The 20,280-nt window shown below is 69.3% G+C and carries 17 protein-coding genes and 2 pseudogenes; 17 read left to right on the forward strand and 2 right to left on the reverse strand.

From position 1 onward, the window contains the following. From K1X59_RS22355 to K1X59_RS05735, 10 genes and pseudogenes are all read left to right on the forward strand, one after another. Window positions 1-231, forward strand: coding sequence for a hypothetical protein (locus tag K1X59_RS22355; protein ID WP_244632426.1), 231 nt, complete (start codon window positions 1-3; stop codon window positions 229-231). Beyond that, window positions 183-989, forward strand: coding sequence for an ATP-grasp domain-containing protein (locus tag K1X59_RS05695; RefSeq protein ID WP_309491629.1), 807 nt, complete (start codon window positions 183-185; stop codon window positions 987-989). The genes K1X59_RS22355 and K1X59_RS05695 overlap by 49 nt, the downstream gene beginning before the upstream one ends. Then, window positions 986-1,666 (forward strand): PHP domain-containing protein, encoded by a 681-nt coding sequence (locus K1X59_RS05700; RefSeq protein WP_309491630.1) that lies wholly within the window; start codon window positions 986-988, stop codon window positions 1,664-1,666. The genes K1X59_RS05695 and K1X59_RS05700 overlap by 4 nt, the downstream gene beginning before the upstream one ends. Window positions 1,667-1,697: 31 nt before the next feature. Next, complete coding sequence (locus K1X59_RS05705; RefSeq protein ID WP_183152129.1) at window positions 1,698-3,185, forward strand: glycosyltransferase; 1,488 nt, start codon at window positions 1,698-1,700, stop codon at window positions 3,183-3,185. Continuing rightward, on the forward strand, window positions 3,182-3,325 hold the full coding sequence (locus K1X59_RS05710) for a hypothetical protein (protein WP_183152130.1): 144 nt from the start codon (window positions 3,182-3,184) through the stop codon (window positions 3,323-3,325). The genes K1X59_RS05705 and K1X59_RS05710 overlap by 4 nt, the downstream gene beginning before the upstream one ends. Next, window positions 3,322-3,669 carry a response regulator gene (locus tag K1X59_RS05715; RefSeq protein ID WP_183152131.1) on the forward strand — a complete coding sequence of 116 codons (348 nt, stop codon included), beginning with the start codon at window positions 3,322-3,324 and terminating at the stop codon, window positions 3,667-3,669. The genes K1X59_RS05710 and K1X59_RS05715 overlap by 4 nt, the downstream gene beginning before the upstream one ends. Beyond that, window positions 3,666-5,471, forward strand: coding sequence for an ATP-binding protein (locus K1X59_RS05720; RefSeq protein ID WP_220174015.1), 1,806 nt, complete (start codon window positions 3,666-3,668; stop codon window positions 5,469-5,471). The genes K1X59_RS05715 and K1X59_RS05720 overlap by 4 nt, the downstream gene beginning before the upstream one ends. A gap of 37 nt (window positions 5,472-5,508) precedes the next feature. Beyond that, window positions 5,509-5,757, forward strand: coding sequence for an AbrB/MazE/SpoVT family DNA-binding domain-containing protein (locus K1X59_RS05725; protein WP_183152132.1), 249 nt, complete (start codon window positions 5,509-5,511; stop codon window positions 5,755-5,757). Next, the gene (locus K1X59_RS05730; RefSeq protein ID WP_183152133.1) at window positions 5,754-6,119 is read left to right on the forward strand and encodes a type II toxin-antitoxin system VapC family toxin; all 366 of its coding nucleotides are present in this window, start codon (window positions 5,754-5,756) and stop codon (window positions 6,117-6,119) included. The genes K1X59_RS05725 and K1X59_RS05730 overlap by 4 nt, the downstream gene beginning before the upstream one ends. A 100-nt stretch (window positions 6,120-6,219) precedes the next feature. Further along, a pseudogene (locus tag K1X59_RS05735) lies at window positions 6,220-7,907 on the forward strand (ABC-F family ATP-binding cassette domain-containing protein). 37 nt (window positions 7,908-7,944) lie between these two features. Here K1X59_RS05735 and K1X59_RS05740 read toward each other — a convergent pair. Beyond that, on the reverse strand, window positions 7,945-9,060 hold the full coding sequence (locus K1X59_RS05740; protein ID WP_220174016.1) for an FAD-dependent oxidoreductase: 1,116 nt from the start codon (window positions 9,058-9,060) through the stop codon (window positions 7,945-7,947). Between the two features lie 73 nt (window positions 9,061-9,133). On the opposite strand from K1X59_RS05740, the pseudogene K1X59_RS05745 reads away from it, so the two are divergent. From K1X59_RS05745 to K1X59_RS05755, 3 genes and pseudogenes are all read left to right on the forward strand, one after another. Continuing rightward, window positions 9,134-10,250: pseudogene (locus tag K1X59_RS05745) on the forward strand (GuaB3 family IMP dehydrogenase-related protein). A 57-nt stretch (window positions 10,251-10,307) separates the two neighbouring features. Further along, window positions 10,308-11,066, forward strand: coding sequence for an SURF1 family protein (locus K1X59_RS05750; RefSeq protein ID WP_220174017.1), 759 nt, complete (start codon window positions 10,308-10,310; stop codon window positions 11,064-11,066). 236 nt (window positions 11,067-11,302) lie between these two features. Further along, complete coding sequence (locus tag K1X59_RS05755) at window positions 11,303-15,937, forward strand: ExeM/NucH family extracellular endonuclease (RefSeq protein WP_183152135.1); 4,635 nt, start codon at window positions 11,303-11,305, stop codon at window positions 15,935-15,937. Window positions 15,938-16,008: 71 nt separating this feature from the next. Here K1X59_RS05755 and K1X59_RS05760 read toward each other — a convergent pair whose 3' ends face one another. Next, window positions 16,009-16,632 carry a glyoxalase gene (locus K1X59_RS05760; RefSeq protein WP_183152136.1) on the reverse strand — a complete coding sequence of 208 codons (624 nt, stop codon included), beginning with the start codon at window positions 16,630-16,632 and terminating at the stop codon, window positions 16,009-16,011. A 102-nt stretch (window positions 16,633-16,734) separates the two neighbouring features. Here K1X59_RS05760 and K1X59_RS05765 point away from each other — a divergent pair, with 102 nt between their 5' ends. The 4 genes from K1X59_RS05765 to K1X59_RS20925 are packed head-to-tail and all read left to right on the forward strand — an operon-like array spanning window position 16,735 to window position 20,223. Then, window positions 16,735-17,247: a DUF3817 domain-containing protein gene (locus K1X59_RS05765; protein WP_183152137.1), complete on the forward strand. Its 513-nt coding sequence runs from the start codon at window positions 16,735-16,737 to the stop codon at window positions 17,245-17,247. Next, the gene (guaA, locus tag K1X59_RS05770; RefSeq protein WP_183152138.1) at window positions 17,244-18,830 is read left to right on the forward strand and encodes a glutamine-hydrolyzing GMP synthase; all 1,587 of its coding nucleotides are present in this window, start codon (window positions 17,244-17,246) and stop codon (window positions 18,828-18,830) included. Before K1X59_RS05765 ends, guaA begins: the two co-directional genes overlap by 4 nt. 8 nt (window positions 18,831-18,838) lie before the next feature. Further along, entirely contained in the window at window positions 18,839-20,092 is a 1,254-nt protein-coding gene (locus tag K1X59_RS05775) for a glycosyltransferase (RefSeq protein ID WP_258567104.1), read from the forward strand. Continuing rightward, window positions 20,059-20,223 carry a hypothetical protein gene (locus K1X59_RS20925; protein ID WP_258567105.1) on the forward strand — a complete coding sequence of 55 codons (165 nt, stop codon included), beginning with the start codon at window positions 20,059-20,061 and terminating at the stop codon, window positions 20,221-20,223. Before K1X59_RS05775 ends, K1X59_RS20925 begins: the two co-directional genes overlap by 34 nt. The last annotated feature ends 57 nt before the right edge of the window (window positions 20,224-20,280 follow it).

Genomic DNA, 20,280 nt, shown 5'->3' on the forward strand with positions numbered 1-20,280 from the left:
ATGACCACGCGTGTCCTGGTGACCGGAGCGGGCGGTCCCGCCGGCGTCGCCGTCATCCGTTCGCTCCTGCGACGTTCCGACCTGACCGTGTTCGCGGCCGACATGGACGGGTGGGCCAGCGGCATCTATCTGGTGCCGCCAGGACAGCGGCGTCTCGTCCCCCGGGGCGCGACGACGACTTCGTGCCGGCGATCGCGCGGATGGTCGAGGCGGACGACCTCGATCTCGTGATCTCCACCGTCGACGTCGAACTGATCGCGCTCTCGGAACGGCGGGAGGAGTTGGCCCCGGCGATTCTGGCAGCACCCTCCGCGGACACGCTGAACACCGCGCTGGACAAGATGGCGCTCGCCGAGCGCTGCGCTCCGACCGGCCGCACCCCGCGGACGGTCCTCGCCGGCAGCGATGCCGCGGCCGTCGATTGGGAGTTCCCGGTCTTCGCGAAGCCGCGCCAGGGCGCGGGGAGCCGTGGCGTGCGACTCGTCCCTGATCGTGCCGCGCTCGACGCCCTGCCGACGGACGAGGGTCTGATCGTGCAGGACTTCCTCCCCGGCGAGGAGTATTCGGTCGATGTGATCGCCGACGCGGCGGGCAATGTGATCGCGGCCGTGCCCCGCACCCGCGCCAGGGTCGACTCCGGCGTCGCGATCGCCGGGCGCACGGTGCGCGACGAAGAACTCGAGGAGACCGCGGCCGTCATCGCACGGGCGATCGGGCTCGTGGGCGTCGCGAACGTGCAGCTGCGCCGTGACCGCGCCGGGCGAGCCGTGCTGCTCGAGGTCAACCCTCGCTTCCCCGGCGCCCTGCCCCTGACGATCGCGGCCGGCGTGGACATCCCCTCGCTGGTGACGGATCTCTTCCTGGGGCGCGAGCTGCCGGTGCGTGTGCCGTTCCGCGAGGTCGCCTCCGTCCGCTTCCTGGAGGACGTGATCGTCGAGGTCGACGACCTGCTCGTCTCCGCGCACGCAGGGCACCAGGAGGAGCTGTGACGCACGCGGTGCTCCACGGTGATCACCACGTCCACTCGACCTTCTCGGATGACGCCGTGTCGACGCTCGCCGAGAACGTCGACGCCGCGGTGGGCGCCGGGCTGCGCACGCTCCGCCTGGTGGATCACGTGCGTCAGAGCACGACGTGGGTCCCCGAGTACCTGGCGGCCGTCCGTGCGCTCAGAGTCCCGGACGGCCTCACGGTGCTCTCCGGTGTCGAGGCGAAGATCCTCGATGCGTCGGGGGCACTCGACATCCCGGCACTGCCGGACGGCATCGATCGGATCCTCATCGCCGACCACCAGTTCCCCGGCGCGGACGGACCCCTCGGCCCCTCGACCGTGCGGGAGCGCATCGCCGCCGGGTGGGCGACCGACGACGTCCTCGATCAGTTCGTCGGCGCGATCGTCGCCGCGATGCACCGTCACCCGGGCAATCAGCTGGCGCACTGCTTCTCGCTCCTGCCGAAGATCGGCCTCTCCGAGCACGACCTCGGCCAGGAGCGGATCGACGCGTGGGCGCGTGCGGCCGCCGCGACGACACGCTCGTCGAGGTCAACGAGAAGTGGGGGTGCCCCGGTGCCGGGGCGCTGTCGGCCCTACTCCTCGCGGGCGGCGAGGTCGTGGCATCCACCGACAGCCACGAGGCGGCCGACGTCGGCCGGTACTCCCGCGTGATCCCGCTGCTCGACGCGGCGGAGGTGGTCTGATGGCCGATCTGCCCTGGTGGGAGACCGCCCTCGTCATCGTGCTGCTGCTGTGCGTCCTCGTCGGCACGCTGCCCGTCATCAACACGGGACTGCAGTTCCTCATGCTCCCGCTGCACGCGTTCCGGAACCACTACGGCAAGGCGGCCCCGTACCACCCGAACGTCGCGGTCATCATCCCGGCGTGGAACGAGGGACTCGTGATCGGACCGGCGATCGAGCGGCTGCTCCAATTGGAGTATCCCGCCGAGCGTCTGCGCGTCTTCGTGGTCGATGACGCTTCGACGGATGACACGTCCGCGATCGTCGCCGCCAAGGCCGAGGCGCACCCGGGACGCGTCGCACACCTGCGGCGCGAGAAGGGCGGCGAGGGCAAGGCGCACACCCTCAACCACGGCCTCGACGTCGTGCTCGCCGACGCGTGGACCGAGGCCGTGCTCATCATGGACGCCGATGTGATCTTCGCGCGCGACTCGCTGCGCAAGCTCAGCAGGCACCTCGCCGACGAGAAGGTCGGCGCCGTGACGGCGTACATCGCCGAGGGCAGTCGCGACCGCAACTACCTCACGCGCTTCATCGCGATCGAGTACGTGATCGGCCAGCTCTCCGCACGTCGGGTGCAGAACGTAGGCGGGGCGATCGCGTGCCTCGCCGGCGGTGCCCAACTGCATTCGAGAGCCAACCTCGAGGCGATCGGCGGGCGGATCCCCACCGGCACCCTCGCCGAGGACACGATGACGACGTTCGAAGGGCAGCTCAAGGGGCGCCGCATGGTGTTCGAGCCGCACGCGGTCGTCCTGGCGGAGGAGCCGCGGACGATCGACAGTCTGTGGAAGCAGCGCCTGCGCTGGGCGCGAGGCAACGTGCAGCTCACCTCGATCTACCGCCACCTCTGGTTCCGCCCGAGCCGAGAGCACAATCTCGGCAGCTTCGCGTTCGGTCTGGCATGGTTCACGATCCTGCTGCTGCCCGCGTTCATGCTCCTGGCCGCGGCCGGCATGCTGGCACTGCTCTTCCTGCACAGCGACATCGCCGAGTTCGTCTTCCGCTTCATGTGGATCTCCGCGGCGTGCATCTACCTGTTCTCGATCCTCTACTCGGTGCAGCTCGATCCGCGTACGGGGCGGCACTCCTGGCGTGAGGCGATCATGTTCCCCGGTCTCGGGGCGCTCATCCTGATGGCCATCGCGCTGTTCCCCTGGGCCTTCGAGTCGGTCCTCGCCGGGCTCGGGCTGGCCCTCACCGACCAGTCGCGCATCGTCTGGGCCGTGATCTTCTATCTGTGGGGACCGATCTCGATGTTCGGGATCTGGCTCGCGCGCGCGGTCGAGAAGCTCCCCGGTGGACGCTTCTTCGCCGGGCTGCTGCTCTACATCTGCGGCTACGGCTCGCTGCTGTGCGCCATCACCGTGGACTCCTACATCAAAGAGTGGCGCCGCGCAGACGCCTCGTGGATCAAGACCGAGAAGATCGGACGTGTCGACTCATGACCGCAGCCCCGTCATACGAAGCCGAAGTGGAGGAGATCGTCGAGGACGCCAGGAAGGAACGGCGTCTGATCCCGCAGGCGGTCATCGCCTTCGTCGTCGTCGTCCTCGTCGTCGTCGTCCGAGAGCTGTTCCTTCGATGACCGGGAGGCCGCTGGCCCTGGTCGTCGAGGACGCCCCCGATCAGGCGGCGCTGCTGCGCCGTTACCTCGATCGTGAGGGCTTCGACGTCTTCATCGCTCGCGACGCCGAGTCCGCGATCGCGGCGTTCCCCGAGATCGATCCCACCCTCGCGGTGCTCGATCTGCTGCTCCCCGGCATCTCGGGGCAGGAGTGTGCACGCCTGGTGCAGGAGCGCTTCCCCGACTGCTTCCTCGTGATCAGCTCGGTGCTCGACGCCGCCGACTATCCGCCGGCCGATGCCGCGCTGCCCAAGCCCATCACCGGTGCCGACCTGCATGCCATCGTGGAACGGGTGCAGCGATGAGGGCCACCCCGCTCGACCGCGCGGAGAACCGCTGGTACCAGATCTTCGACAACCCCAGCCCGCTCATCAAGCAGCTGCCGTCGGTGGCCGCGGTCATCGTGGCCGGGTTGATGGCGTGGGTGAATCCCGATCTGCCGTTCACCCACCTGGGCGCCGCGCTCGTCGGCATCGGGGTGGTCCTCGTCGCGACGATGCAGGCCGCCGTGCTCAGCGCGCGACACGTGTACGACGGGTGGGTGGTGCTGCTCATCCCCATGATCGACATCATCGGGCTCGGACTGTTCCGTGCGGGGACGGGCGGTGCGTCATCGATCTTCGGCTCGCTGGTGCTGCTGCCCGTCGTGTGGCTCGCCGCGGCGCCCGGCATCCGCTGGGTGTTCGTGGTGGGCGGCCTGACCTCGATCGCGCTGCTCATGCCGTACTTCGCCGACCCGCCGTCGACCTCGGTCGAATGGCTGCGGGGCGTGGTCGGTCCGCTCGTGTTCTCCGCGGTCGCCGCGGTCGTCAACGAGCTGTCCCGGCAGCAGCGCATGCGCATCGAGCAGGCGGAGGAGCTGGTCGCCGAACGTACGAGGGCCTTGTCGGAGAACGTCGCGATGATCGTGCAGCTCCGCGACAAGGAGCGCCAATACCGGGAGCTGCTGGACTCCTTCGAGAGCCTCTGGTCGTCGATCACGGCGCAGGCGGTGATCGCGACGGACTGCACCGGCACCGTCACGGCCTGGAACCCCGGGGCGGAACGTCTGCTCGGACTCCCCGTGGCCGAGGCGCTCAAGAATGTGCGGATCGACCGGTTCTTCTCCACGGCGGTGCTGTCGATGCTCGCCGCGGACAACGCCGATCACCCGGTGCCGATCGCGGAGCGCCCGCACGGGTACGGCGAACTCCCGCGGGGAATCCAGGCCCTCTTCGCGCAGGCCGACGCGGGGCTGCCGGTCGACGGCGACATCGAGGTGACGACGGCGGGCGGAAGCACGGTCCCCGCGCGCGTCACGGTGAGTCCGCACAAGGACGGCGCCGGCGCGCAGCAGGGATACCTGTTCGTGCTCACCGACGAGACCAGGGCGGTCGAGGTCGCTCGGATGAAGGACGAATTCGTCGGCATGATCTCGCACGAGCTGCGCACGCCGCTCAGCGCGATCATCGGCTTCCTCGATCTGCTCCAGAACGATCCCGGTCAGCCGCTCACGGCCGACCAGCAGGAGTTCGTCGACATCATCGAGCGCAACGCGAAGAGGTTGCTCAACCTCGTCGGCGACCTGCTCTTCACCGCCCAGGTCGAGTCGGGTCGGTTCCCGCTCGAGCGGGAGGAGACCGACGTCGCCGAGCTGGTCCGCTCCGCGGTCGCATCCGCCGGCCCGCACGCGCAACGCGAAGGCATCGAGCTCGTCGCGGAGGTGCGGCCAGCGCGGATCCCCGTCGTGCTCGATGCGGGTCGGGTCGGGCAGGCGATCGACAACCTGCTGTCGAACGCGATCAAGTTCACGCCTCGGGGCGGGACGGTGACCGCGAGCGTGCGGTCGATCGACGGGGGCGTCGAGCTGTCGATCGCCGACACCGGCGTCGGGATCCCCGAGGACGAGCAGGGGATGCTCTTCACCCGGTTCTTCCGCGCATCGACCGCGACGCGCAATGCCGTGCCCGGGGTGGGCCTCGGACTCACGATCACGCGCGCGATCGTGATCGCGCACGGCGGCACGATGGACGTGACGAGTCAGGAAGGTGTGGGCACCGAGTTCCGCTTCGTGCTTCCTGCGTCTCCCCGCACCGAGGTGCTCCTGAGCCTGAGTCGCGCCGACTGACGTACCACCCGAGTGGGCGGAGTGGTACCGTGGTGGCATGGGTACCACATTCGTTGCTCCAATGGGCGACCGCGGTCGACTCGTCGTGCCCACCGAACTGCGCGCGCGCCAGCGCTGGGACCAAGGCGTCCCCCTGCTCATGATCGAGACACCCGGCGGCGTGATCCTGCTCACCCGTGAGCAGGCGAAGTCCGTGGTGCGCTCGCAGCTCGAAGGGAAGGATCCGCTCGGCTCCCTCCTCGAGGAACGGCGCAGCGCCGCCGCCTCCGAGGACGCCGCTGCGTGATCGTGGTCGACGCCTCGGCGCTCCTCGCATTCCTGCAGGGTGAGCCAGGATCCGACAGGGTCGAGGAGATTCTCGATCGGGCCGTGATCGGGGCGGCGAACTGGGCTGAGGTGGCCCAGAAGGTGCGGGTATCCGAGGCGGATTGGGCGGTCGCTTCGGGTCTGCTGCTCAGCTATGGGCTGAAGGTGGAGCCCGTGTCTCAGTCCGATGGCGAGGCTGCTGCAGGAATGTGGCGGCGGGGGAGCGGGCTCTCGCTGGGCGATCGGCTCTGTCTCGCGCTCGGCCTCCGGCTGGACGTCCCAGTGCTCACCGCCGACCGTGCCTGGGGAGAGTCCGACCGCATCGAGCAGCTCCGAGGGTGACTCGAGCGTCCTATCGTCCGAGCCCGACGTATCCGTCACTCCGCACCGGCTGATAGCCTGGTCGGCTCGGCATGCGCGGGCGGAAGGACGGCCACGCACCGTGGGCTACATCGATGTCTCCAGCGTCTCCCTGACGCTCCCCGACGGCAGACCTCTCCTCGACGAGGCGACGTTCCGGGTTGGAGCCGGTTCGACGAGCGCGCTGATCGGCCCGAACGGCGCCGGCAAGACGACTCTGCTGCGCATCATCCGGGGCGATCAGGTCGCCGACGACGGTGTCGTGACGATCGACGGCGGACTCGGCGTCATGGACCAGTTCGTCGGACACGGCGAGGCTGGGGAGACGGTGCACCAGCTGCTGACCAGGGTCGCCCCGGCGCGGATCCGTGCCGCCGCCGAGGCTCTCGAGGCGGCCGAGGACGCGCTGATCGAACGCGATGAGCACGACACGCAGATGGCGTACGCGTCGGCGATCGCGGAGTATGCGGATGCCGGCGGCTACGAGCACGAGACGGTGTGGGATCAGTGCACTGTTGCCGCGCTGGGCGTCCCGTACGAGCGCGCCAGATTCCGAGAGCTCACCACGCTCTCCGGAGGTGAGCAGAAGCGTCTCGCCCTCGAGGCGCTGCTGCGCGGACCCGACGAGGTGCTGCTGCTCGACGAGCCGGACAACTACCTCGATGTGCCCACGAAACGGTGGCTCGAGGAGCAGCTGCGCCAGACGCCGAAGACCGTCCTGCTCGTGTCGCACGATCGCGAGCTGCTGGCCAGGGCCGTCGATCGACTGATCACGCTCGAACCGGGCGGCGCCGGAGCGACGGCGTGGGTGCACGGCGGGGGTTTCTCCACGTACCAGCAGGCCAGGAGCGACCGCATGGATCGCCTCGACGAACTGCGCCGTCGGTGGGACGAACAGCACGAGAAGCTGCGCACCCTCGTCGCGAACCTCAAGGTGAAAGCCGCGGCGAACGACGGATTCGCGTCGCGGTATCAGGCGGCTCAGACCCGTCTGCGCAAGTTCGAGGAGGCGGGTCCGCCGGAGGAGCGCCCGCCTGCACAGGACTTCGACATGCGGCTGCGCGGCGCGCGCACCGGCAAGCGCGCCGTGGTCGCCAGGCGTCTGGAGTTGGCCGGTCTCATGCGACCGTTCGATGTCGAGGTCTGGTACGGCGACCGTGTCGCGGTGCTCGGGTCGAACGGCTCGGGCAAGTCGCACTTCCTGAGGCTGCTGGCCCGAGGAGGAAGCGACCCCGATGCGACACTCGGCCACGTCACCTCGACGGGGAGCAGCTGCGCGCGGTCGATCACACCGGCACGGCCACGCTCGGCGCGCGGGTCGTCCCCGGTCTGTTCGCGCAGACCCACGCGCATCCGGAGTTCGCGGGTCGCACCCTCCTGGAGATCCTGCACCGTGGCGACGACCGCAGAGCGGGGATGCCGCGGGATGCCGCGAGCTCCGCCCTCGACCGCTACGGTCTCGTGCGGCAGGCGCAGCAGACGTTCGACTCGCTCTCGGGCGGGCAGCAGGCGCGGTTCCAGGTGCTGCTGCTGGAGCTGTCCGGCGCGACGCTGCTGCTCCTGGACGAGCCGACCGACAACCTCGACCTCGAGTCCGCGGAGGCGCTGGAGCAGGCCCTCGCACGGTTCGAGGGCACCGTGCTCGCGGTCACGCACGACCGCTGGTTCGCGCGGTCGTTCGACAGGTTCCTGGTGTTCGGCTCCGACGGCGAGGTGTACGAGTCGGACGCACCCGTCTGGGACGAGAGCAGGGTGTCGCGCGTCCGCTGATCGTCGTCGCCGCGGTCGAGACACGGGCGGGGCGTGCCTACGTGGTCGCGCCGGGCTCGGCGAGGAGTTCGGGCAATCGGAAGGGCGGTGCCGCCCGTGCGTCGGGGTCGAGGACGAGATCGGCCAGGACGCCGCCGATGCCGGGAGCGAACTTGAAGCCGTGGCCCGAGAAGCCCGCTCCCACGACGATGCGTCCTCGGCGGTCGAGCACGAAGGCGCCGTCGTCGGTCGAGGTGTACGTGCAGCTGATCGGGACGGCGGACGTGGGGTCCAGGCCCGGCATCCATTCCCGCACGTACTCCGCGAGGGCGCGCTGGTGGGTCGGGAGGTGGGGGCGCGCGTCGGGGTCGACCTCGTCGCCGACACGGTGGAACCCCACTTTCACTCCCTCGCCGGGAGTGGGCATCCCATACACGGTCGCGGGGGTGGACGCGGGGTCCGCGTAGTGGTTGAACGATGGCCATGAGGCGGGCCCTCGGGGCTGGAAATGCGCAGGGGTCTCCTCGGTGACGGCGAGCCGCGGCAGGCCGAATCGTCCGAGGAGCCTTCCGGTCCAGGCCCCTGCGGTGACGACGAGGGCGTCGGCGCGCAGTCGGCTGTCGCCGCCGAGGTCGAGCACGACGCCGTCCCGGTCTTCGCCGATGTGCGCGACCGGTGTGCTCCAGCGCACCTCGCCGCCTCCGGCGACGATCCGCCGTTCGAGCGCGTGCAGCGCGGCCGCCGCGCGGACGACTCCGGCGTCGGACGACCACAGCACGTCGCCGTCGAAGCGCATGCCGGGCCAGCGGCGCGCGGCTTCTGCGGGAGCGAGGATCTCCGACGGGATGCCGCGACCGTCGAGGCCGACACGGATCTCTGCGACGTCGAGGTGGCCGTGCGTGACGAGGCCGTGCAGGCGCAGGAGGGGTTCGCCGTCCACCTGCCCGAGGGACTCCCAGCCGGCGCGGGCGCGCTGGAGCAGGTCGAGGTAATGCTCCTCGGCGTAGGCGTTGTTGAAGTTGCGGGTCGCGCCGTGGGATGCACCGTGCCGGTGCCCGCGCGCGAACCGCTCGACGACGACCGGCCGGCGGCCCCGACGAGTGAGCTCCCATGCCGTCGCCAGCCCCATCACCCCGCCGCCCACCACGACGACGTCCACGGTCTCGGTCCTCATGCTGCCTCCCGCTCTCGGATCCAGTCTCCCAGCACGGGGGCGTCCGACCGCCGGGTAGGCTGGAGGGGTGACCATGGAGATCGAGCTCGGCCGAGGAAAGCGCGCGCGCCGCGCGTACACGTTCGATGACATCGCGGTGGTGCCCTCCCGGCGCACGCGCAACCCGGAGGACGTCTCGACGGCGTGGACGATCGACGCCTTCGGCTTCGAGATCCCCGTGCTGGGAGCACCGATGGACTCGGTCGTGAGCCCCCAGACGGCCATCATGCTCGGGCAGCTCGGCGGACTCGGCGTGCTCGACCTCGAAGGGCTGTGGACGCGATACGAGAACCCCGAGCCCCTGCTCGCGGAGATCGCCGGGCTCGACGAGAGCAAGGCGACCGTGCGGATGCAGGAGCTGTACGCCGAGCCGATCAAGCCCGAGCTCATCACGCGTCGCCTCGCGGAGATCCGTGAGGCCGGTGTCACGGTGGCCGGCTCGCTCACCCCGCAGCGCACGCAGGAGTTCTACGACACGGTGGCCGCGGCCGGTGTCGACCTGTTCGTCATCCGCGGCACGACGGTATCGGCCGAGCACGTGTCCAGCGTCGCCGAACCCCTGAATCTCAAGAAGTTCATCTACGACCTCGACGTCCCGGTGATCGTGGGCGGTGCCGCGACCTACACGGCCGCGCTGCACCTCATGCGCACGGGGGCAGCCGGCGTGCTCGTCGGCTTCGGCGGGGGGAGCGGCATCGACGACCCGCGCGACTCTCGGCATCCACGCGCCGATGGCGACCGCCGTCTCCGATGTCGCCGCCGCGCGCCGCGACTACCTCGACGAGTCGGGCGGACGCTACGTGCACGTGATCGCCGACGGCGGTGTCGGCACGTCGGGCGATATCGTCAAGGCGCTCGCGATGGGCGCGGACGCCGTCATGCTCGGTGTCGCACTCGCCCGCGCGACCGACGCGCCGGGCCGAGGATTCCACTGGGGTCCGGAGGCGCATCACCCCAAGCTGCCCCGTGGCCGTCGGGTCGAGGTCGGCGGCATCGGCACGCTCGAGGAGATCCTCTACGGACCGGCGCCCGTCGCGGACGGCACGGCGAACCTCATCGGCGCGCTGCGCAAGTCGATGGCGACCACCGGTTACTCCGACCTCAAGGAGTTCCAGCGGGTCGAGGTCGTGCTCGCGCCCTACGAGGCCTGAGGCGCAGCGCTCGACCGTGACGACTCCTGCTCTGTTCCCCCGACCCTCCGCGAGGTCATGCTCCGGGGGCGGTGGATCGGCATGCTCCTGCTCTGCCTCCTCGTCGCCGGGGTCTTCGCCTGGCTCGGCCAGTGGCAGCTGGAGCGTGCGATCGAGACGGATCCGCCTGCCCCCGGCGCCACGGAGCAGGTGAAGCTGCTCGATGAGGTCGTCGCCCCCGGCGAGTATCTCCCCGAGCCTCTGGTGGGCCAGCGCGTGGAGGCATCGGGAACCTGGATCCCCGGGGACTTCATCGTCGTGTCGAGTCGGTTCAACGACGGCGTGCAGGGCTACTGGGTCACGGGTCAGCTGCGGGTGGCAGAGCGGACGTCCATCGCCGTCGCGATCGGCTGGGCGCCCGACCGGGAGACCGCGGATGCTGCCGTGGAGGAGCTCGAGGCCGGCGTCGACGGCACGGAGGTCCCCGTGGCGGGGCGCATCATCTCGGACGAGGGCCCCCAGGTGCCGCCGCAGTCGGATCCGTATCAGTTGGACCGGATGTCGTCGGCCGCGCTGCTGAGCCGCTGGCACGACATCGAGCAGCTCGACGTCTATCGGCCGTATCTCGCCTCGACCACCGCATCCGCCGGGCTTGTCGACATCTCCTCGCCCGCTCCGGAAGAGATGTCGCCGGTCAACTGGCTCAACGTCTTCTATGCGGTCGAGTGGGCCATCTTCGCGGGCTTCGCGTTCTACCTCTGGTACCGCCTCGCCAAGGATGCCTGGGAGCGTGAGGTCGAGGAGTTCGAAGACGCTGCGGCCGCGGAGACCCCTTGATCGCACGCGCATCCGCGCGCGAAATGATGCGCACCTGCGCAAGGCTCCGCTTCGATAGCGACGTTCGTCAGGGGTCGTCCGAGCCATCCGGTGAGCGCTGGATGACGAATCGGGAAACTCCGTTGAGGATGTCCTGACCGCTCCGTATGCTCGCTCCATGTGAGCACGCTGGGAATTTCTCCTGTGTGCCGTGTCAGTCCTGAGAAGCGTCGAACCCGATCGAGGAGACAGCACCGATGATGTCCGCTCCAGACGGCGAGAACCGCATGGTTCCCGCCCCGCACCGTAGAAGTCGGGGGCGCATCGGCGCTCTCGCCGTGACCTGCGTGGCCGCGCTGAGCCTCGGCTCCCTCGCGGCTGTGCCCGCTGTCGCCGACACCGAGGGAACGGGGGTGGTGATCAACGAGGCGTACCTCTCCGGAGGCAGCGCGGGAGCGGCGTTCAAGAACAAGTTCGTCGAACTGTACAACCCGACGTCCGCGCCGGTCACCCTCGACGGCATGTCGCTGCAGTACCGCTCGGCGACAGGGACGGCCGCCTTCAACGGCGTCGCGCCGCTCACGGGCGTCATCCCCGCCGGCGGCTATTACCTCGTGCAGGGCAACAGCAACGGTGCGAACGGCGCGGAACTCCCGACTCCCGACGCGGTCAGCTCTCTGACCCCGAGCGGCACCAACGGCACGCTCGCGCTCGTCGAGGGCACCGCCGCCGTGACCCTCACCCCCGGCTCCGTCGTGGGCGTCGACGGCGTGGTCGACCTGCTCGGCTACGGCACCTCGAACACGTTCGAGACGAAGGCGGCGACGCCTCCGACCGGCAACACCGACGTGAAGTCGCTCAACCGTGCCGCAGGCGCGGACACCGACGACAACAGCGCGGACTTCACCCTCTCCGCAACGATCACCCCGCAGAACTCCGGCGGCACCGACCCCGGTACGGACCCCGGCACCGACCCGGGCGCAGAGCCGACGAAGGCGACGATCGCCGAGGTCCAGGGGACGACGGGTGTCTCGCCCCTCAGCGGCAAGACGGTCCAGGTCGAGGGCGTCGTGACGGCCGACTACCGCACCGGCGGCTACAAGGGCATCGTCATCCAGACGCAGGGCTCCGGCGGCGACACCGACGCGACTCCCGGTGCCTCCGACGGCGTCTTCGTGTTCCTGAACGCGCTGAGCCCCGCCCTCGCGATCGGCGACCTCGTGTCGGTGAAGGGTTCGGTGAGCGAGTACTTCGGTCAGACGCAGATCAACCCGGCCGCAGCGGCCGACATCTCCGTGGTGACCGCCGGCGTCGGCGTCCCCGCCGTCACCCCGCTGCCGGACTCGGTGCGCGGTGCCGACCGTGAGCAGTACGAGAACATGTACGTGGCGCCGGAGGGGACATACCGCCTCGCCTCCAGCCACCAGCTGTACAACTTCGGCACGCTCTGGCTGAACGCCGGCGACGACCTCGCCGTGAAGAGCACCGAGACCACGCGCCCCGGCGACGAGGCTGCCGCGATCGCCGCAGCGAACCGCGCCAACCGGATCCTGCTCGACGACGGCTGGTCGATCCAGGTGTCCAACAGCGGTCACCCTGGCGAGCAGCCGTACTTCACGAAGGACACGGTGGTCCGCAACGGCGACACGGTCGACTTCGGCGACAACGGCTACGTGCTGCAGTGGGGCTTCGACGACTGGCGCCTCCAGCCCGTCGTGCCGATCGACGACTCCTCGTCGGCCGACCTCAAGGTCGGCTTCGAGGCGACGAACCCTCGCACCGCATCGGCGCCAGAGGTGGGCGGCGACGTCCAGGTCGCGTCGTTCAACGTGTACAACTACTTCACAACGCTGAAGAGTGAGAACTCCGACGCCCGCGGCGCGGCCAACGCTGCGCAGTTCGCGATCCAGAAGTCGAAGATCGTCGCGGCCATCAACGGCCTGGACGCCGAGATCGTCTCGCTCATGGAGATCGAGAACTCGGTCAAGCTGGGCAAGCCGATCGACACGGCGCTCAAGGATCTGGTCGCCGGTCTCAACGCCGATGCGGGCAGCGACGTGTGGGACTACGTGCCCACCCCCGCTGCGCTGAACGACGCCACGACGACCGACTACATCACCAACGCGATCATCTACAAGAAGGATGCGGTCAAGACGGTGGGCGACAGCACCACCGTCACCGATGAGACCGTGTGGGGCAACGCCCGCGAACCTATCGCGCAGGCGTTCGACATCGACGGGCGCGTGGTCACGGTCGTGGCGAACCACCTCAAGTCGAAGTCGCCGCCCGAGGGTGCCGGCGCGGAGCCGGCCGACGGTCAGGGCTTCTTCAACGCCGACCGCGTGAAGCAGGCGAACGCGATCCTCGCCTTCACCGACGAGCTCGCGGAGTCGAGCGGCAGCAGCGACATGCTCCTGATCGGGGACTTCAACGCCTACGGCAAGGAAGATCCGATCGACGTGTTCACCTCGCAGGGGTGGAGCGACCTGGTCGCCGACAAGACCGACGGGCAGTACACCTACACGTTCGACGGCGAGCTCGGCTCGCTCGACCACGTGATCGCCTCCCCGTCGCTCGTCTCGTCGATCACGGGCGCGGGTGTGTGGGGTATCAACTCGCCCGAGTGGAGCGACCGCGGCTACGCGTTCGGCGCCACAGAGGAGGGCACCCCGTACCGGTCCAGCGACCACGACCCGATCATCGTCGGAGTCTCCTCGGAGATCCCGCCGGTGAACATCGACGTCGTCACGGTGAACGACTTCCACGGGCGGATCGAGGCCGACGGTGCAGCCGCGGGCGCGGCCGTCCTCGCCGGTGCGGTCAAGCAGTTCCGTGAGGAGAACCCGAACACGATCTTCGCCGGAGCCGGCGACCTGATCGGCGCCTCGACGTTCACCTCGTTCATCAACGACGACAACCCGACGATCGACGCCCTCAACGCGGCCGGTCTCGATGTCAGCGCTGCGGGCAACCACGAGTTCGACCAGGGCTGGGAAGACCTGCGCGACCGCGTACAGGAGCGCGCGGACTGGGAGTACATCTCGTCGAACGTGTTCGTCACCGAGACCGGCGAACCGGCTCTCGCACCGGCCTGGGTCAAGGAGCTCGACGGGGTGAAGGTCGGCTTCGTCGGCGCTGTCACCGAGGATCTCGACTCGCTCGTCTCGCCCGAGGGCATCAAGGATCTCGAGGTCCGCAGCATCGTCGACTCCGTGAACGCGGTGGCCGACGACCTGCGCGACGGAGACGAGTCCAACGGTGAAGCCGATGTCGTCATCCTGCTCGTGCACGAAGGCGCGTCGAGCGTCGAACTGTCGAGCATCACGCCCGACTCGCCCCTCGGCGAGATCGTCTACGGGGTCGATGAGGATGTGGACGCGATCGTGTCCGCCCACACTCACCTCGCGTACAACCACGTGATCGACGGCCGCCCGGTCGTCTCCGCGGGGCAGTACGGCGAGAACCTCGGGCTCATGAACATCAAGGTCGACCCTGAGACGAAGGACTTGATCTCGATCACCAACGAGATCAAGCCCCTCACCGCGGCAGGCAAGCCGCTGTACCCGGCCGTGCCCGAGGTGCAGGCGATCGTCGACCAGGCCAAGGCCGAAGCCGATGTGCTGGGCGCGATCAAGGTCGGCGACATCACCGCCGACTTCAACCGGGCGCGCCAGAGCGACGGCAAGACCGAGAACCGTGGAGGAGAGTCCACCGTCGGCAACTTCGTCGCCGACGTGCAGCAGTGGTCGACGGGTGCCGACCTGGCGCTCATGAACCCCGGCGGCATCCGCGCGAATCTCGCCTACGCGTCGACCGGCGCGAACGATCCGAACGGCAACGTCACCTACCGCGAGGCGGCGACGGTCCAGCCGTTCGCCAACACGCTGGTGACGCTCACGCTCACGGGTACGCAGCTCAAGGGCGTGCTCGAAGAGCAGTGGCAGCCAGCTGGTTCGGCCCGTCCGTTCCTGAAGCTCGGCGTCTCGAAGGGGCTCGTGTACACGTACGACCCCGCGGCGGCACAGGGTTCGCGCATCACCTCGATCACCCTGAACGGGGTGCCCGTCGATCCGGACGCGGACTACACGGTCGCGGCCAACTCGTTCCTCGCAGCGGGTGGAGACAACTTCTTCACCTTCAAGGAGGGGGCGGGCAAGCGCGACACCGGCAAGATCGATCTGCAGTCCATGGTCGACTGGTTCGACGCCAACAAGACCGCGAGCCCCGACTACGCCCAGCGCGCCGTCGGTGTGACGGTCAGCCCGGCGGATGCCGACGGCTACAGCGCCGGCGACCAGGTGACCGTGTCCCTCTCCTCGTTGGCGTTCAGCGCGGGGGAGCCTGCTCCAGGCGAGGTGTCGCTCTCGCTGGGCGACACGCTGCTCGCGACGGGCGCGGTCGATCCGACCGTCGTCGACACCACGGATGAGGTGGGCCGTGCCTCGCTCACCTTCACGGTTCCGTCCGGCGTCTTCGGGGAGCAGGTCCTGACGGTCGCGGTCGCCGGCACCGGGACCACGGTGCAGGTGCCGTTCACGATCGCCGGTGAAGCCGAGTTCGCGGGGAGCATCGACCTCGGGTCGTCCAAGGTGGCCGCGGGCAAGAAGCTCCAGGTCACCGGTGAGGGCTACGTGCCCGGCGAGACCGTGACGATCGAGCTCCGCCCGAAGAAGGGCGCTGCCGCGCAGGTGGGCACGGTCCAGGTGAAGGCGGACGGCACGTTCAGCACGCAGGTCACGGTGCCGAAGAATGCGCAGCCGGGGAAGTACACGGTCGCCGCGGCGCAGGCCGACGGGGATGCGGCGACCGCGACGGTCACCGTGAACCGGGCCGGCGGCATCGTCGGGGTGATCATCGACCGGCTGTGGGACCTCATCAGCGGCTGGTTCTGATCCGATGATCGGATGACACGACGGAGGCCGTCGGGAGAGATCCCGGCGGCCTCCGTCGTCTCCGCTCCGTCTCAGGCGGCCACCGCGACCGGAGCCCACACGAAGCCGTCGGGGTCGACGGCCGCGCCGAGCACGCCGTTGATCGTGATCCGATGCGAACCGGATCCTTCCGCCGGGACGCCGGCGTCCTTCGCGAGTGACGCGTGGCGATACAGCCCGAGACCGATCGGGCTCGTCCCCGTGTCGAACTGCACGTAGCTGCGCCCGAAGCTCTTGCCCACCGGGATGCCGCGCTCCATGTAGAACGACTTCGACGCGACCACGTCGTCGGCGCCGAGCAGAAGGACGATCTCGTCGACATCGCGCGTCGGGGGCGCGCTGTCCTTCTTGGCAGACGTCGCCACCTTCCAGATCGAGCCGTCCGGAGCCTGGATCGTGCCGCCGACGCCCCACAGGGACTTCGCCACGGGCTTGATCACGCGCGCTCCGGCGGCGGCGGCCGCGTCGACGAGGGCGCGCACGTTCGCGGGTTGGGAGACGACGAGTGACAGGGTGTATCCGCGGAAGCCGGAGGCGTCGGTATCCGCGGTGCGGAAGCGCAGGCGATCGCCGAGGTCGAAGGCCTGTGCGTAGAAGGAGCGGGCGGCGTCCACATCGGAGACGTCGAGGGTGAGAGAGGTGATCGTGGTGTTCATGTCGACGACGCTACGGAGGTCGGCGAGAGGGTGCTTCTCGATTCCTGACCGATGCATCTGCGGGCGGATTCGACGCGATTTCCCGGCGGCTAGACTGGAGGCATGCCCGAACCGAAAGTCGCCAGCTTTCCGGCGATCCGCGGTGCGCTGAAGTTCTACCAGATCGCGTCGATCATCACAGGAGTCATGCTGCTCCTGCTGCTGACCGAGATGGTGCTGAAGTACACGCCGATCCACCTCGAGCTCTTCCTGGGGGGCTCAGGCGGTCCGCTCTGGTTCGCCGGCGTCATCGCCGGACCCGATTGCCAATGGTGGTCGTTGTTCGCGCCGATGACCAACTCCTGCGAGATGACCTCGCTCGGTGACGGGTTCAACCTGTCGCTGTTCATCCTCGTCGCGCACGGCTGGTTCTATGTCGTCTACCTCTTCGCGTGCTTCCGCATGTGGAGCCTGATGCGCTGGCCCTTCCCGCGCTTCATCCTGCTCGCACTCGGCGGTGTCGTCCCGCTGCTGTCGTTCTTCATGGAGGCCATCGTCGCCCGTGAAGTGAAGACCTATCTCGCCACCAGAGAGGCCGAAGAGGCCTCCGCCCCCGCCCCGGAAGGTGTCCGTTGACCGAACAGTCCGAGACCCAGCAGCGCCCGGCGCTCGTCGTCGACTTCGGCGCGCAGTACGCGCAGCTGATCGCCCGTCGAGTCCGTGAAGCGGGCGTGTACAGCGAGATCGTGCCGCACACGGCCACGGCCGCGGAGATCGCCGCGAAGAACCCGGTCGCGATCATCCTCTCCGGCGGACCGTCGTCCGTGTACGAAGAGGGCGCCCCGAAGCTCGACCCGGCGGTCTTCGACCTCGGCGTCCCCACGCTCGGCATCTGCTACGGCTTCCAGTACATGGCGCAGACCCTCGGCGGCGAGGTCGCCCATACGGGTCTTCGCGAGTACGGCGCGACGGACGCGGTGATCTCCGGCGACGGCGGCACACTGCTGAGCGGCCAGCCGACCGAGCAGAACGTGTGGATGAGTCACGGCGATCAGGTCGCCACGGCGCCGGAGGGCTTCGAAGTCCTCGCGACGACCGAGGCCACCAAGGTCGCCGCCTTCGCGAACGAGGAGCGCGGTTTCTACGGCGTGCAGTGGCACCCCGAGGTCAAGCACTCCGACCACGGTCAGCGCGTGCTCGAGAACTTCCTGCACAAGGGTGCAGGTCTCGCGTCCGATTGGAACAGCGGCAACGTGATCGCCGAGCAGATCGAGCGCATCCGTGAGCAGGTGGGCGACGCCCGCGTCATCTCCGCACTCTCCGGCGGGGTCGACTCCGCGGTCTCCACCGCTCTCGTGCACAAGGCGATCGGCGACCAGCTCACCGCGGTCTTCGTCGACCACGGCCTGCTCCGCAAGGGCGAGCGGGAGCAGGTCGAGAAGGACTACGTCGAATCCACCGGAGTGCGCCTGATCACGGTCGACGCGGCCGACACGTTCCTCGGTCACCTGCAGGGTGTCACCGACCCCGAGGAGAAGCGCAAGATCATCGGACGCGAGTTCATCCGCGCGTTCGAGAAGGTGCAGCTCGACCTCGTCGCCGAGGCCAAGGCGTCGGGTGGTGCTCCCGTGAAGTTCCTCGTGCAGGGCACGCTCTATCCCGACGTCGTCGAGTCCGGTGGCGGTGCGGGCACTGCGAACATCAAGTCGCACCACAACGTGGGCGGCCTTCCCGACGACCTCGACTTCGAGCTGATCGAGCCGCTGCGCGCGCTGTTCAAGGACGAGGTCCGTGCGATCGGCCGCGAGCTCGGCATCCCCGAGGCGATCGTGGGGCGTCAGCCGTTTCCGGGGCCCGGTCTCGGCATCCGGATCATCGGTGAGGTCACCGCTGACCGTCTCGAGATTCTGCGTGAGGCCGACGCCATCGCGCGCGAGGAGCTGACGAAGGCGGGTCTCGACCAGGAGATCTGGCAGTGCCCCGTCGTGCTGCTGGCCGACGTGCGCTCGGTGGGCGTGCAGGGCGACGGTCGCACCTACGGCCACCCGATCGTGCTGCGCCCGGTGTCGAGTGAAGACGCCATGACCGCCGACTGGACCCGCCTGCCGTACGACGTGCTGTCGAAGATCTCGAACCGCATCACGAACGGCGTACGCGACGTCAACCGCGTCGTGCTCGACGTCACGTCGAAGCCGCCGGGAACGATCGAGTGGGAGTAGGGGGCGCGATGCCTCCCGACGCGGTGCCGGGTCTCCCCGACGCCGAGTACCTGGTGCTTTCCAGCCGGCTGATCCCGGGGATGGACGGCGGGTACACGATCGCGACGCTCGCGCGCGCCCGCCAGTTGGCCGGTGCCGGCGTGGCCGACGGCGCAGGGCCGCAGCTGCTCACGTTCGATCCCGGCTCCGTGGCCGACCACGCCGCGCATCGGCGCACGTTCGCGGAACAGGGGGCGCTGGTAGACCCCTCCCGCATGCGCAATCTCTTCGATGAGGCTGTCGACCCTCACGGCGGCGCAGCGCGGTGGCTGCTCGATGCGTCCGATTCCGCGGTGGCCGCTGATCCTGATGTCGAGTATCGGGTGCTGACGGACGCCGAGGGGCGGGCCTTCGCGGCTCTCCCGGTGATACCCGGCAACCCGGACTGGCACCTCACCGAGGAGCCGGTGCTCGTGTACGACGCCGCCGGCGCGGTGGCCGGAGCCCTGCACGGCTTCCGGGGCCTGTATCGAGCCTGGCTCGAGCACGTGACCGCGGCCGTCGGCGACCGCCTGATCGTCGTGATCTGCGAGTCACGCCAGATCGGCGAGCTCGTGGCGGACTGGTCCGACCCGCGGGTGCGCATCCTGCACACGATCCACACCATGCACGTCGAGGCGCCGTACACGCCTGACTCGACCATGAACACGCTCTGGACCCGCTGGTTCCGTCTCGCCGACCGCTTCGACGCCGTGATCTGGCCGACCGCTACGCAGCGTGACGATGTCGTGGCACGCTTCGGCCCGTCGGCGAACCATGTGGTGGTGCCGAACCCCATCGCTCCTGTCGCGACCCGCCACGACCTCCGTGAGGACGGACTCGTGATCGTGCTCGGACGGCTGGCGCCGGGGAAGCGCGTCGATCACGCGATCCGCGCCTTCGTGGCAGCGGACGTGCCGGGTACCCGGTTGGAGATCTGGGGCGGCGGACCGGAGCAGGAGCGGCTGCAGACTCTGATCGACGAGCTCGGGGCCGGCGACCGTGTCGTCCTCGCCGGATACACCGATTCGCCGGGAACGGTCCTCGACAGGGCGTCGCTCCTCGTGACCTCCACCGCTTTCGAAGGACAGCCGCTCGGCGTCGTCGAGTCGCTGCTGCACGGGACGCCCGTGATCTCGTACGACGTGCGCTACGGCATCCGCGATGTGCTGCAGCAGGGTGGGGGAGTCCTGGTGCCCGGGGAGACGTCGTGGCGTTGGGTGAGGCCATCCGTGCCGTGCTGACCGACCAGGGGCGGCTCTCGGCTTTGAGTGCCGAGGCGCCGGCGGTCGCCGCGGCCTGGAGCCCCGAGTCGTCTCTCGCCGCTCTCGCCGCCGCCGTCTCCCACGCGGTCACCGCCCCGCCTCGGCGCTGACCCTCTCGCCCCGCCCCTTCGTTCCCGTCGCACCTTCTGTCGGTCTGCGGTCATGAC

This window comes from Microbacterium sp. Se5.02b (assembly GCF_019464375.1).
In the GTDB taxonomy this organism is placed as follows: Bacteria; Actinomycetota; Actinomycetes; order Actinomycetales; family Microbacteriaceae; genus Microbacterium.

Coding starts and splice junctions, on each gene's coding strand:
- K1X59_RS05720 (WP_220174015.1), top strand. CDS start 3,666: ATGAGGGCCACCCCGCTCGACCGCGCGGAGAACCGCTGGTACCAGATC.
- K1X59_RS05765 (WP_183152137.1), top strand. CDS start 16,735: ATGCCCGAACCGAAAGTCGCCAGCTTTCCGGCGATCCGCGGTGCGCTG.
- K1X59_RS05725 (WP_183152132.1), top strand. CDS start 5,509: ATGGGTACCACATTCGTTGCTCCAATGGGCGACCGCGGTCGACTCGTC.
- K1X59_RS05740 (WP_220174016.1), bottom strand. CDS start 9,060: ATGAGGACCGAGACCGTGGACGTCGTCGTGGTGGGCGGCGGGGTGATG.
- K1X59_RS05710 (WP_183152130.1), top strand. CDS start 3,182: ATGACCGCAGCCCCGTCATACGAAGCCGAAGTGGAGGAGATCGTCGAG.
- K1X59_RS05755 (WP_183152135.1), top strand. CDS start 11,303: ATGATGTCCGCTCCAGACGGCGAGAACCGCATGGTTCCCGCCCCGCAC.
- K1X59_RS22355 (WP_244632426.1), top strand. CDS start 1: ATGACCACGCGTGTCCTGGTGACCGGAGCGGGCGGTCCCGCCGGCGTC.
- K1X59_RS05775 (WP_258567104.1), top strand. CDS start 18,839: ATGCCTCCCGACGCGGTGCCGGGTCTCCCCGACGCCGAGTACCTGGTG.
- K1X59_RS05750 (WP_220174017.1), top strand. CDS start 10,308: ATGCTCCGGGGGCGGTGGATCGGCATGCTCCTGCTCTGCCTCCTCGTC.
- K1X59_RS05715 (WP_183152131.1), top strand. CDS start 3,322: ATGACCGGGAGGCCGCTGGCCCTGGTCGTCGAGGACGCCCCCGATCAG.
- K1X59_RS05760 (WP_183152136.1), bottom strand. CDS start 16,632: ATGAACACCACGATCACCTCTCTCACCCTCGACGTCTCCGATGTGGAC.
- K1X59_RS05705 (WP_183152129.1), top strand. CDS start 1,698: ATGGCCGATCTGCCCTGGTGGGAGACCGCCCTCGTCATCGTGCTGCTG.